This is a genomic window from Enterococcus sp. MSG3290 (genome assembly GCF_050555565.1).
Lineage (GTDB): Bacteria > Bacillota > Bacilli > Lactobacillales > Enterococcaceae > Enterococcus_B > Enterococcus_B faecium.
Map to the genome: position 1 here is coordinate 2,326,771 of NZ_CP187862.1, position 13,957 is coordinate 2,340,727.

At 38.3% G+C, this 13,957-nt stretch carries 12 protein-coding genes; 3 read left to right on the forward strand and 9 right to left on the reverse strand.

Translation table 11 applies throughout. The annotated features are described in order from the left end of the window. Window positions 1-212: 212 nt before the first annotated feature. The 6 genes from IGL31_RS11320 to IGL31_RS11345 form a co-directional block, all read right to left on the reverse strand. Entirely contained in the window at window positions 213-1,940 is a 1,728-nt protein-coding gene (locus tag IGL31_RS11320; RefSeq protein ID WP_002287807.1) for an ABC transporter permease/substrate binding protein, read from the reverse strand. Then, on the reverse strand, window positions 1,933-3,126 hold the full coding sequence (locus IGL31_RS11325) for a quaternary amine ABC transporter ATP-binding protein (RefSeq protein ID WP_002287805.1): 1,194 nt from the start codon (window positions 3,124-3,126) through the stop codon (window positions 1,933-1,935). The genes IGL31_RS11320 and IGL31_RS11325 overlap by 8 nt, the downstream gene beginning before the upstream one ends. Window positions 3,127-3,312: 186 nt before the next feature. Next, window positions 3,313-3,957, reverse strand: a complete 645-nt coding sequence (locus tag IGL31_RS11330; RefSeq protein WP_002287801.1) for a GntR family transcriptional regulator — start codon at window positions 3,955-3,957, stop codon at window positions 3,313-3,315. 93 nt (window positions 3,958-4,050) lie between these two features. After that, window positions 4,051-4,185 (reverse strand): FeoB-associated Cys-rich membrane protein, encoded by a 135-nt coding sequence (locus IGL31_RS11335; RefSeq protein ID WP_086300258.1) that lies wholly within the window; start codon window positions 4,183-4,185, stop codon window positions 4,051-4,053. Window position 4,186: 1 nt separating this feature from the next. Further along, window positions 4,187-6,319, reverse strand: coding sequence for a ferrous iron transport protein B (gene feoB / locus IGL31_RS11340; RefSeq protein WP_086300257.1), 2,133 nt, complete (start codon window positions 6,317-6,319; stop codon window positions 4,187-4,189). Further along, window positions 6,316-6,789, reverse strand: coding sequence for a FeoA family protein (locus IGL31_RS11345; protein WP_002298509.1), 474 nt, complete (start codon window positions 6,787-6,789; stop codon window positions 6,316-6,318). Before IGL31_RS11345 ends, feoB begins: the two co-directional genes overlap by 4 nt. Window positions 6,790-7,189: 400 nt before the next feature. Between IGL31_RS11345 and nrdH the strand changes: the two genes are divergently transcribed. The 3 genes from nrdH (at window position 7,190) to nrdF (ending at window position 10,747) form a co-directional block, all read left to right on the forward strand. Then, window positions 7,190-7,414 carry a glutaredoxin-like protein NrdH gene (gene nrdH / locus IGL31_RS11350; protein WP_002287795.1) on the forward strand — a complete coding sequence of 75 codons (225 nt, stop codon included), beginning with the start codon at window positions 7,190-7,192 and terminating at the stop codon, window positions 7,412-7,414. A 158-nt stretch (window positions 7,415-7,572) separates the two neighbouring features. Then, window positions 7,573-9,732, forward strand: coding sequence for a class 1b ribonucleoside-diphosphate reductase subunit alpha (gene nrdE, locus IGL31_RS11355; protein ID WP_002319007.1), 2,160 nt, complete (start codon window positions 7,573-7,575; stop codon window positions 9,730-9,732). Between the two features lie 49 nt (window positions 9,733-9,781). After that, a complete protein-coding gene (gene nrdF / locus IGL31_RS11360) occupies window positions 9,782-10,747 on the forward strand; it encodes a class 1b ribonucleoside-diphosphate reductase subunit beta (RefSeq protein ID WP_002287792.1) in 966 nt (321 codons plus the stop codon). Between the two features lie 88 nt (window positions 10,748-10,835). Here nrdF and IGL31_RS11365 read toward each other — a convergent pair whose 3' ends face one another. From IGL31_RS11365 to nagB, 3 genes are all read right to left on the reverse strand, one after another. Then, complete coding sequence (locus tag IGL31_RS11365; RefSeq protein WP_002298514.1) at window positions 10,836-11,975, reverse strand: AI-2E family transporter; 1,140 nt, start codon at window positions 11,973-11,975, stop codon at window positions 10,836-10,838. Window positions 11,976-12,286: 311 nt separating this feature from the next. After that, on the reverse strand, window positions 12,287-13,000 hold the full coding sequence (locus IGL31_RS11370) for an MgtC/SapB family protein (RefSeq protein ID WP_002287788.1): 714 nt from the start codon (window positions 12,998-13,000) through the stop codon (window positions 12,287-12,289). 254 nt (window positions 13,001-13,254) lie between these two features. Then, a complete protein-coding gene (nagB, locus tag IGL31_RS11375; RefSeq protein ID WP_002287787.1) occupies window positions 13,255-13,956 on the reverse strand; it encodes a glucosamine-6-phosphate deaminase in 702 nt (233 codons plus the stop codon). Between the last annotated feature and the right edge of the window lies 1 nt (window position 13,957).

Genomic DNA, 13,957 nt, shown 5'->3' on the forward strand with positions numbered 1-13,957 from the left:
ACTTTAATCACATTAGTCTTTCATACCTACGATCGATCTCTTTGACTCGCACCCATAAATTCATAATAGTTTGTCGGCGTCTTTGGACGTTTCGAAGATGAGCTACGCATTCTCTTTTTTTATAGACAAAAAAGATAGAGACGAACATGGAGCTTCCAAATTTGGATATTTGATCCAATTTTGGAAGCTCCATTTATTTCGTGTCTGTCTTTTTATTTTTTCCAGCTTTCGACTAATTCTTGGTTCTCTTTGATCCAGTCTTTTGCTGCTTGCTGTGGATCTTTTCCATTGTTGATTTCCAACATAACTTTTTCCATATCTTTTTCTGACCAATGGAAATTGTCTAATACTTTGTAAGCTTCTGGCTGGTCTTCTTTCAATCCTTTTCGAACCATCGTATGGATCTGCTCTTCGCTTCCCATTCCGTTTTCAGGATCTTCTAAGTATTTCAGATCATATTTGGCAAACATCCAATGAGGTGTCCATCCTGTAACTACAATTGGTTCGTGTTTTTTGATCGCTTGACCTAGTGCAACGGTCATTGCTCCTGAAGAAGATGTCTCTACTTTCCAGTCTTTCAAGTTGTCATATTTTTGGATCGTGTTTTCAGCAGCCGTAACTACACCAGCTCCTGGCTCGATTCCTATGATTTTCTTACCTGCCTGATCGGTTAACTCATCGATCGAATTTACATCCATGTAGGCTGGCACTGCTAAACCAACTTTTGCTCCTGTCAAATTGGCACCTAGGTCTTCGACTTGATCTTTATATTGTGCATATTGTGAACCATGAGTTTTAGGTAGCCAAGCTGAAACCATGGCATCTGACTCGCCATTTGAAACAGATTTCCACATGATTGAATTATCTAATGGCGTCATCGTTACATCATAGCCCATTTGTTTCAATACTTCACCGACTACATTTGTTGAAGCAACTTCTGTATCCCATTCAACATAAGATAAGTTGATACGTTTTGTTTCTTTGGCAGATGAAAAACTCCCTATACCAATCGCACCTAAGATCACTACTACTACAGCACCAATGATCAGTCCTTGACGTTTTTTACTTTTCTGTGTTGTTGCTCCTGCAGCTTTTTTATTGTTTGGCTGGTTCAAATGCTGTGTAAAACGGTCAATGATGATTGCTAAGATAACTAATGCAACCCCGTTGACAAATCCATTCCCGACTTGTGCTCTTTGCAATGCTGATAATACGCCGCGTCCTAAGCCGGGTGCACCGATCATAGAGGCAATAACGACCATTGAAAGTGACAGCATTGTTGTTTGATTGATCCCTGCCATGATCGTACTTTTAGCTAAAGGCAATTCTAGTTTGAATAGTTTTTGACGACTTGTGCTCCCGAATGAATCAGAAGCTTCTACTAATTCTTTAGGAACTTGTCGAATCCCTAAATTCGTAAAACGAACGGTTGGTGGCAGAGCAAAGATGACTGAGGCAAATACCCCTGGAACCATCCCGATACCGAAAAATGCAACTGCTGGAATCAAATAAACGAATCCTGGCATTGTCTGCATAAAGTCAAGGATCGGTTTGATAATACTTTGGGCTTTACTGCTTTTTGCCATCAAGATCCCTAATGGTACCCCAATGATGATCGAGATCACACTAGATAAAAGAACAAGTGTGACAGTATTCATCAAATCATTCCATAGACCTTGGTTATAAATAAACCATAGACCGATTAATGTGAACAACGTAAGTCCTGGACGTTTCTTAGAAATAAAGAAAGCTGCTACCGTCAATAACAAGATAAACAAAGGAGCTGGAATCACTAACAGTAAATTTGTAATCCCCGACATCACTGCCTGTCCGATCGTTTGTAAAAATGAAAATAGGCCAGAAAAAGTTGTCGTAAACCATTCTGTGATATTTTCTACCCAGTTTGCCACTGGTAATTGATAGTTCAATAGATTATTCATGTTCACTCACCTCGCTTGTTTCTGCTAATGCTTCAATCACACTACCTCGGATGACGACACCTTTTAATTTTCCATCCTCTACAACTGCAAGTGGAGTCGGTGAGTCATAAATAATATTGAAAATATCACTTACCACCATGTCTTTCCCGATCACCGTCACATTTTCATCTAGGAAGTCGATCAATGGACGTTTTTGCTTCCTAGCTTCTAACGCTTGATCTGCAGTGATGATCCCTTTCAGGTGTCTCTTTCTGTCAACAGCCATCAGCATGCTGACTTCTTCATTACGCATCCTTGTCAATGCAACGTTTGGTCCATCAGATTCGATATTCGTCGTCAATGCAGGTACCATAATGTTTTGAGCCGTAAGCACTTTGGAACGATCGACTTCTTCCACAAATTCACGTACATAATCATTTGCTGGATTGGTCAATATTTCTTCACCTGTTCCGATCTGCATGATTTCGCCGTCTTTCATCAAGGCGATTCTGTCCCCAATCCGTAAAGCTTCATTCAAATCATGGGTAATGAAAATAATCGTTTTTTGAACATTGGCTTGCAGGTCCAGTAATTCGTCTTGCATTTCTCGACGGATCAGCGGATCAAGAGCCGAGAACGCTTCGTCCATCAGCAAGATCTCAGGATCATTTGCTAAAGCTCTGGCTAGGCCAACCCGTTGTTGCATCCCACCAGATAACTGACTAGGATATTGGTCTTTAAATGAAAGCAAACTAGAATTTTCTAATGCTTTTTCTGCTTTTTCTTGTCGTTCTTCTTTAGGTACACCACGGACTTCTAACCCGTATTCTGTATTTTCCAAGATCGTTCGATGTGGAAACAGACCGAAGTTTTGGAAAACCATATTGATTTTATGACGACGGACTTCTCGCAATTCTTCTTTGCTTAACTTCGATACATCTTCTCCATCAATATAGATACTGCCCGAAGTTGGCTCAATCAGACGATTCAATAGACGGATCAATGTGGATTTCCCACTCCCGGAAAGCCCCATGATCACGAAGATTTCTCCTTCTTTTACGTCAAAATTCACGTCATACACACCAACCGTTGCACCGGTTTTCTTTAAAATCTCCGTTTTCGGCTGGTGATCATTCATCATATCTAAAGCGGCTTGTGTCTTTTTACCAAATATCTTTGTTAAATGTTTTACTTCTACTTTTACCAAACAAATTCTCCTTTTTTATGTAAATTCATTTTTCTTTCTGAAAAAAGTGACCACACTATGTTAACATCATGTAGTCACTTTGTCAAAAATGAAAGAAATTTGCTTGTCCAAACTGAAAAAAACTTGGCTAAATCTTTGTAAATAAAAGGTTTAGCCAAGTTAATATTTTTTTAATATTTCACACAATCATTCTGCAAGCTGATGCTCCGGGTAAAAAAAGTTTGTCATACGCTGTAGCGTATATTCATTTCCAATAAAATGAACGATGTCCCCTGCCGTAAATTTAGCATAGGGGCCAGGTGAAACAAGCAGTTCTTCATTATGAGAAATTGCGATAACTGTGGCGCCAGTCGCCTGCCAGATATTCAACTCGCTAATCGAACGGTCCAGATGCATTGCTTTTTCTGATAAAGATAATTCAAACGGAAGTAAAGGGTTCATCTTATGTATTCGCTTCGTTTGATTGACCAGCTGATCCAATAATTGAGAAAAATGATTCAGCTCATCTTGTTGCTTCTCCACACTTGCCATGATTTCTGCTTTTGTATCTTGGATGGATTGTACATCTTGATATTGCAATAGGAAATCTTTTGCTTTTTCCTTCGAAGCAACAAATGCCCCACTTCCATGCCGTACTTCCATGATTCCAAGATCTACCAGCACATTGATAGCCTTGCGGGTAGTCTCAGGAGAAGCATTGTACGTACTGGCAAGTGTTGAGCGGGCATGGATCTTCTCACCCACTTTATATCGGTTTTCAACGATACGTTCGGCTAAATCAACAGCAATCTGCTGGTAGCGCGGGCGGACGATTTTTTTCTTTCCAGACATTTTCTTTCCTCTTTCTTTTTTTACTTTCCCTCATCTTACTATGCTCTAGCAAAATAAGCAAAAAAGGGGAGAATAGCCTCTTGCAACGACTGATCATCGCTTGATCTGTTCCTTTTTTACTGGGCAAGCTGTTTGACAGTCATCACAATTCTTATCGGATTTTAAACGAGTATAGACAATGGCGCCTGCACTTCCAAAGATTAACACACTTAATAAGAATGTCGCCATCCTATTCCTCTCCTTCTAATGACAATATAGTATAAAACTGGTTCTTGGATTTTGGCTGACGGAACAAAACATAAACGAGTCCTATCATCAGTAAAATAGCAAGATACGTCCCTAACGCTACCTGTCCACCCTCCAATAAGTGTCCCAACTGATAAATCACAAAACTAACTAAATAAGCTAAACCGCATTGATAGCCTATGGCGATCCAAGTCCATTTCTTGGCATTCATTTCCCGATGGATAGCCCCAATTGCGGCAAAACAAGGCGCACAAAGTAAATTGAAGGCTAACAATGAATAAGCTGCTGCGGGAGTATATGTGTGTTGTAGCACTTGCCAGATTTCTCTGCCATTTTCGGATACTTCCGCATGACCAAACAAAATACCAAATGTGCCAATAATATTTTCTTTAGCGACCAATCCTGTAATCGCTGCGACTGTTCCTTGCCAGTTTCCCCAACCAAGCGGCTGAAAAACAACTGCCAGGATTCGCCCGAAAAAGGCTAAGATACTTTGGTCTTCAGAAACAGGTTGAGCATAAAAATTATAAGAAGAGCTGAACCAGATCACGATACTAGAAACAAAGATAATCGTTCCTGCTTTTTTAACAAAAGACTTGCTGCGGTCATAGGTTTGTCTTAGGACCGCTGACCATTGAGGAAAATGATATGCGGGCAATTCCATGATAAAAGGAGCTGTATCTCCAGCAAACAAACGTGTTTTTTTCAAGCTGATTCCAGAGAAAATAATTGCAGTCATACCAATAAAATAGGCAGAAGGAGCTACCCAAGATTGATGAGGAAAAAAGGCCCCTGCTACTAAGGCAATAATCGGCAACTTTGCAGAACAAGGCATGAAGGTTGTGACCATGATCGTCAAACGACGATCTTGCTCGTTTTCAATCGTGCGACTGGCCATGACGCCTGGCACTCCACATCCTGTAGCAATCAGCATAGGAATGAAGGATTTTCCTGAAAGACCGAATTTCCTGAAAAGTCGATCCATGACAAAAGCGATCCTCGCCATATATCCGCAGTCTTCCAGAAAGCTCAAGCATAAAAACAATATGATCAATTGCGGTAGAAATCCTAACACTGCTCCCACGCCTGCGATGATGCCGTTCAAGATCAGCTCCTGCATCCATCCCGCTACTTGCCATTCAGCTAACAATCTGCCAACATGTTCTGGTAACCATGTACCAAACAATGTGTCATTGATCCAATCTGTCCCCATTGTTCCTACTGTTTGAATAGCCAGATAATAGATCAGCCACATCACAAATGCGAAGATCGGCAAGGCTAACCAACGATTCGTTGCAATCTGATCGATTTTGTCACTCATCGATAATTGGAAAGAATCATTTGACACAACACAGAGTGTACATAATTGGGTAATAAATTCATACCGTTCATTGACTAGAATCGTTTCACTATCGTCATCCAATAGTTTCTCTGTCAACTGGATCAGTTGTTCGATTTCTTTTTGCTGAGAAACTGCTATCTCGTAATCCTCTCTTACCTTCTGATCTCGTTCAAAATATTTCATTGCATACCAGCGTTTCTTGCCGCTTTGTTCTCCTAGTACATCTTCAATTTCATGTAAAGCTGCTTCTACACGTGGATCATATGTACAGGGAACAGGAATAGAAGGCCGCTTTTTTGCAGACTCCTGAATCTTTTCGATTAGTTTTTCGATTCCTTGCTTTTTCAATACGCTGATTGGTAAAACTGGTACACCAAGACCATAGGAAAGCTTTTCTAGGTTGATTTTTTTTCCTTCTTTTTTGATGACATCCATCATATTCAGACCAATGATCATAGGAATGTCTAAATCCAATAACTGCGTAGTTAAATAAAGATTTCGTTCTAAATTGGTAGCATCAATAATGTTGATGATCAGTTTAGGCTGTTCCTGAACCAAATAATCTCTTGCAATTACTTCTTCTGGTGTATAAGGAGACAAAGAATAGATGCCGGGTAGGTCCTGAATATGAATGTTCGGATTTTTTTTCAACGATCCTTCTTTTTTTTCTACTGTTACGCCCGGCCAATTCCCTACATATTGATTCGAACCAGTCAAGAGATTGAACAAGCTAGTTTTCCCGCTGTTTGGATTTCCGACTAACGCGATATTCATTCTTTTTCCTCCCTTTGTATCAAGATTAGTTCAGCCTCTGACTTTCGTAACGTCAGTTCATACCCTCGCACTGTCAGTTCGATTGGATCTCCCAGAGGGGCTAGTTTTCGGATAACTATTTTTACATTTCGCGTCAATCCCATATCCATTAACCGTCGCTTCACTGCGCCTTGTCCGTGGATTGCTACGACGATCCCAGTCTCTCCTGCTTTTAATTGATCAAGAGAAGTCCAGCTATCAGAGGAAGCAGTCTTTTTATTGACAAAGATTTGACCTAGTATTTCCCGACTTACTGCCACTCGATGACTTTTTACCAGTAAAATGGCATTGTTGCCTGATAAATTGACGACGACGATTTTACTTCCGGCAACGATCCCGATATTTTGCAAATGGCGTTTTGTTTTTTCTTCTGTTTCGATTCGTTCGACTTGATAAACGAAATTTTGCTTTGCCTGCGCTAAGGTCTGCATATTGATTCCTCTCTTGTGAAATAAATCATGTATTAAAATCATTCATTATATGTTCTAATTTTCTTACGTATTACGCAAATAAATGAGAATCATTCTCACATAGAATACTCTCGGTAATTGAGAATGTCAATTATACTTGTGATATTATGAGCGAATCTTTAGTATTGATAGATAAAAATGAGAAAAAAATATTTCTTCATAGTTTTCCACAATTTTTTCTCTATTAAATTTGCTATTTTCCCACACGATACTTGTTTTCAGCTCTTTTTTCAAAAACACAAAACTTAGTATTCCACAGTTTCCACAACACAATATGTAGTGTTTGTTGTTTGACTTTTTTACTAAGAGTTTTATACTATCTATTATAGATAATAAGAATGTGTTAGAGGAGGCACTCACCATGAACGTAAAAATCTTTTCTAAAAATAATTGTATGCAATGTAAGATGGTCAAACGGTTTTTAACAGAAAATCAAATTGCTTTTGAAGAAGTCAATATCGATGAACAGCCTGAAGCAGTAGACTGGTTGAAAGCACAAGGATTCCAAAGTGTTCCTGTCATTACTTCTGATGCAGAAACAGTTATCGGATTCCGTCCTGATCAGTTGCGTAAACTTGCCAGCTAACATGACTAAAAGAATCAAAACGTGATACATGGATTTGAAGGGCTTGAGACAGCACCAGTTTTTGTCGCAAACTTCCAAATCCTTTTTTAAAGCTTAAAAACAATGCAATGATTTGCAATCAAGCATCATCAAATACGAAATGAAGGTTGGGCGTACGTATGAGTCTTAAAAATTTACAAGATGTCAGTTATTTCAAGCTGAATAATGAAATCAATCGGCCAGTCAATGGTCAAATCCCTTTGAATAAGGATAAAGAAGCTTTAGTTGCCTTTTTTGAGGAAAATGTCAAACCAAATACGATGACTTTTCCATCTATTATGGAAAAAATCAATTACTTGATCGATCAAGAATATATAGAAGCAGAATTCATTCAATTGTATTCACCATCATTTATTGAAAAGCTATATCAATTTTTGGACGAGCAACATTTTTCTTTCAAATCTTTTATGGCTGCTTACAAATTTTATTCTCAATATGCGTTGAAAACCAACGACGGTTCCGCTTATCTGGAAACTTATGAAGATCGAGTAGCCTTCAATGCGCTTTACTTTGCGAACGGGGATGAAGAATTAGCACTTGCTCTTGCAGACGAAATGATCCATCAACGATATCAGCCAGCTACACCTTCTTTCTTGAATGCTGGACGTAAACGTCGGGGCGAATTGGTGTCTTGTTTCTTGACTCAAGTCACTGACGATATGAACTCTATCGGGCGCTCAATCAACTCTGCTTTGCAATTGTCCCGTATTGGTGGCGGCGTAGGGATTACTTTATCAAATCTTCGTGAAGCCGGCGCTCCTATCAAAGGATATGAGGGTGCTGCGAGTGGTGTCGTTCCAGTCATGAAATTATTCGAAGATAGTTTCAGCTATTCTAATCAATTAGGTCAGCGTCAAGGAGCTGGCGTGGTTTATTTGAACGTTTTCCATCCAGACATTATTGCTTTCCTTTCAGCAAAAAAAGAAAATGCAGATGAAAAGATTCGCGTAAAAACTCTTTCTCTTGGCGTGATCGTACCTGATAAATTTTATGAATTGACACGTAAAAACGAAGATATGTATTTATTTAGTCCATATAGTGTCGAAAAAGAATATGGTGTCCCATTCTCTTATGTAGATATTACAGCTGAGTATGATCATCTAGTTGCAAATCCAAACATTCGCAAACAAAAAATCAAAGCGCGTGATCTTGAAAATGAAATCTCAAAATTACAACAAGAATCTGGCTATCCTTACGTAATCAATATTGATACAGCGAACCGCGAGAATCCAATCGATGGCAAGATCATCATGAGTAATTTATGTTCAGAGATTTTACAAGTTCAAACGCCTTCTGTGATTAACGGCAAACAGGAATATGAAGTATTAGGAACAGATATCTCATGTAACTTAGGCTCGACAAATATCGTGAATTTGATGCAAAGCCCTAACTTTGGTCAATCTGTGCGTACGATGACTCGTGCATTGACATTTATTACAGATGCATCTGATATCGATGTCGTACCACCGATCCAAAACGGAAATAAGCTGAATCATACGATTGGATTAGGTGCCATGGGCTTACACACTTATCTTGCAAAAGAACAAATGGAATATGGCTCAGAGGATTCATTAGACTTTACAAATATTTACTTCATGCTGTTGAATTATTGGACACTTGTTGAAAGCAACAATATCGCTCGTGAAAGAAAACAAGTTTTCCATAATTTTGAAAAATCAGCTTATGCTGACGGCACTTATTTCGAAAAATACGTAACTGGAGAATTCCAGCCAAAATCAGAAAAAGTCAAAGCATTGTTTGAAGGCATTTTTATCCCAACTGCTGAAGATTGGAATGCTTTGAAACAAGCAGTAATGAAAGATGGACTGTATCATCAAAATCGCTTGGCAGTAGCACCAAATGGCTCAATTTCATATATCAACGATACGAGTGCAAGTATTCATCCTATCACTCGCATGATCGAAGAACGCCAAGAGAAGAAAATCGGTAAAATTTATTACCCAGCGCCTTATCTATCCAATGAGACGATTCCGTATTACACTTCTGCTTATGATATGGACATGCGTAAAGTAATCGATGTTTATGCAACGGCACAACAACACGTCGATCAAGGCATGAGTTTGACTTTATTCATGCGTTCTGAAATCCCAGAAGGCATTTATGAATGGAAGACAACAACGAAGCAAACGACACGTGATTTGAATATTTTAAGACATTACGCTTTCCATAAAGGAATCAAATCCATTTATTACGTACGTACCTTTACTGATGATGCAGAAGAAATCGGAAGCAATCAATGTGAAAGCTGCGTGATCTAATATCATAGATAGATTCGCTTATTCATATTTTAATTAAAGGAGCATTCTCATGTCAGAAACATATTATGAAGCAATAAACTGGAATGAAATTGAAGATATCATTGATAAATCCACTTGGGAGAAGCTGACAGAGCAATTTTGGCTAGATACACGTATCCCACTTTCAAATGACCTAGATGATTGGCGTACATTGTCTCAATTGGAAAAAGATACAGTAGGACATGTATTTGGCGGTTTGACACTGCTAGATACTGTCCAATCTGAAAGTGGCATGGATCAGTTGCGTAAAGATGTCCGCACTCCCCATGAAGAAGCCGTTTTGAACAATATTCAATTCATGGAATCCGTTCATGCCAAAAGTTATTCTTCTATTTTTAGTACACTGAATACGAAAAAAGAAATCGAAGAAATTTTTGACTGGACAAATACGAATCCTTATCTGCAAAAAAAAGCTGAGCGTATCAATGAAATCTACAAACACGGTACACCGCTAGAAAAGAAAATTGCCAGCGTCTTTTTAGAAACATTCTTGTTCTATTCAGGTTTTTATACTCCTCTTTATTATTTAGGAAACAACAAATTGGCTAACGTAGCAGAGATCATCAAACTAATCATCCGAGATGAATCTGTACATGGAACCTACATCGGTTACAAATTCCAATTAGGATTCAACGAGTTACCTGAAGCAGAACAAGAAACGTTAAAAGACTGGATGTACAATCTTCTTTATGAGCTTTACGAAAACGAAGAACGTTATACAGAAGAATTATACGATCCAATCGGCTGGACAGAAGAAGTCAAGACATTCCTACGCTATAATGCCAACAAAGCATTGATGAACCTAGGGATGGATCCACTCTTTCCAGATACTGCCAATGATGTCAACCCAATCGTAATGAACGGGATTTCAACAGGCACAAGCAACCATGACTTCTTCTCACAAGTCGGAAACGGCTATTTGTTAGGTCATGTAGAAGCGATGAAAGACGACGATTATTTGATTGGATTGGAATAGGGATTTATTTTAATTCAAAAATTTTTCGAAAAATAAAAAGAGTTTAGCGTACAGATATTTTAAATGTACACTGAACTCTTTTTTATGCTTATTCACTTGTTTCTTCCAGCACTTTTGGACTGTCTAACTTTTCCGAAACATGTTCCATTCTTCTCAATAAATAGATTTTCCGGATATTTAATATTATCGTCTTAATCACTGCATAGACAGGTATGCAAATCAGCATGCCTAATATTCCTGCGACACTTCCTGCTCCAATCAATACCAAGATGATCGTCAAAGGATGGATATTCATTGATTTCCCAAATAACAACGGCTTGATCAAATTTCCATCTAATTGTTGGATCACTAAAATCGACAACGCCATATACAAAGCTTGAAATGGAGAGATAAACAAACCGACAATGATTGCTGGTACCGCTCCAATAAAAGGGCCGACATACGGGATAATATTCGTGATTCCGCAAATGACCGCAAGCAACAAGCTATAAGGCTGATCGAATATTCTCATTGCCAAAAAGCTCATTACACCAATAATCAAAGCATCTAAGATCGTACTGCTAATATAGGCAGATAATGTTTCGTTTAATTCTTTTACCGTTTGGCGTAACTCTTTACGAATCGCTTTCGGAAAGAAGTGAGACAACGCATCAATAAATTTGTGCCCATCCTTGAACATAAATAGCAAAATAAATGGAACGGTAAATAACAAAATAAAAAATTGCATCATAAATGAAATGATTTTTGAGACACTTGCAGATAAACTGACTAATATGATATTGAACAAATTACTAAGAGATAAATTTGCTGATGCTAATTGTTCTTCCAAATTGAAATTTTTAAACTCTTCCCGCTGCGCCAATTCATTTAACCATTTGCTTGTTTCATCTGCATACGTTGGCAAGCTCTGGGTCAATTGAATTGTCTGTTCCATTAACTGAGGCACTACATTCATGACAGTTAAAACAACTAAAATGATTACGACCAAAAACGTCAATAAAAAACCGAACACTCTCGGGATCCGATGCTTTTCGAGAAAAACAACGATTGGATCGAACATATAGTAGATAAAACCAGCAACAAGCAATGGTAAAAAAATAGCCGAAAGCATTTTCAATATTGGACTAAAAATATTCGGCATTTGTAAAATAAAGTACACACCGATGATCGTGAGTACTAGCTCCACTGTCCAGAAAAATAGTTTTGATTGTTTAAAACGTGATTGCATACATCTCCTCCAAGGTCCTTTGATACTTCTATTCTATCATTTAACAAAGAGTTACGCGCTGAGATTTTCATTTGCTTAAAAAAAAACAAAAAAAAAATAAACATATTTTAATGAGTAGACGAGTACTTAAACAAAAACACGGTTTGGAGTAGTGACAAAAATTATACTGCAGTCCCTTTTTCCAAATAAACGGTGTTCAAAAGCTTGCATCTTCGTAATAAGCCCAGCCAAACGAAAAATATAAGGAACTATTTTTATTTGGCTGGGCTTATTACTTGATGTAGGACATCTATTTTACAACCTCAGATCATTTATTGCGCAATACTGACTAAATGCAGCTTTGTGATATTTTTGTGTACGGACAACTCCTCGATCACATCGGCATAAGTGAGCCCTTTTGGAAGATCAATCGTATAGATATTTTTGTACACTCGGTAGTCATCAACGAATTTTACGTCAAAATTCACATCTTCGATTACGATATTTTTCTCTTCAAAATAATCGGTAAGAAAATCTTTGGTTTCTTTTCTATGGATAAATTGGATTTCTAACTTTTTAGTCGTAGGTACATGGATCACGCGTTTCACTACTGTGAGTGCAATAGCAATCCCGATAAAACTGATGATCGCAATGGAATAGTAACCCATGCCGATGGCGATCCCTAATCCAGCAATTGCCCATAAAGAAGCGGCAGTCGTAAGTCCCGTCACCGATTGTTTCGTGACGATGATCGTTCCCGCGCCTAAAAAACCGACACCACTCACCACTTGAGCAATCAGCCTTGCTTCATCTGAACGAATCGTTCCAGCAAGCTGTGGATACTCTAAAGCATCTCTTAATGCACCACTAGCGATCTCAACTTGGATCAATGCAATGATACATGCTCCCATACAAACTAAAATATGCGTACGCATACCTGCTGGACGATTTTTATATTGTCGTTCAAAACCGATTGCTCCGCCAAATAGCATAGCGATCCCTAAACGTAAAATAATCTCTGGAATTGTCAATACCATATCATTCATCTAAACACCCTCCAGTCCAATATATCATGTCTGAAAGGAGCAGACAAAAAAAGTGCAATTTTTACCTCTTACGAAAAAAGGACTGTGACAAAATTTTTGTCATAGTCCTTTTTATGAATAAACGGTGTTCAATCAGCTGACCCTCGGTATTAGCTCAACAAACGGCAAAATATGGGGAGCTATTTTTCCTTTGTCTTCTCTAATACTCAGGTCAAAACGCTGATTTCACAACCTCTTTAGCCTACTATTGAAAATTACAACTTACTTGCTGCTTCTTCATCGATGATCACAACAACATTGTCGTGGTTTTGCAATACACTTGCTGGTAAATGATTCGTTACAGGTCCTTCAATCATCCCTTTGATTGCATCAGCTTTGCTTTCGCCAAATGCCATCAAGACGATTTCTTTACTTTTCATAATTGAACCGATTCCCATTGAAACAGCTTTTGTTGGTACATCTTCTGCTTTATCGAAGAATCGTTTGTTTGCATTGATTGTTGATTCTGTTAAGTCAACTACTGAAGTCGTTCCGTCAAATGAAGCACCAGGTTCATTGAAACCGATATGTCCATTTTGCCCGATTCCTAAGATTTGGATATCGATTGGATGTGCATCGATGATTTGATCATACTTTTTGCATGCTGCTTCCAGATCTTCTGCTTTTCCATCTGGTACAAACGTTTCTTTGAATGGTTTTTTATCAAATAATTGGACATCCATGAAATGACGGTAGCTTTGTTCATCTGAACCGCCTAGTCCAACGTACTCATCTAAGTTTACAGAAGTCATTTCACTGAAATCCAAATCGCTTGAAGTCATTTCTTTATATAAAGTAACTGGTGTGCTTCCTGTTGCCAATCCTAATACTTTTGCACCTTTGTTCATACCTTCTTTGATGATTTCAAATGCTTTTTTTCCGCCTTCTTCAGCGTTTTTTACACGAATGATTTCCATA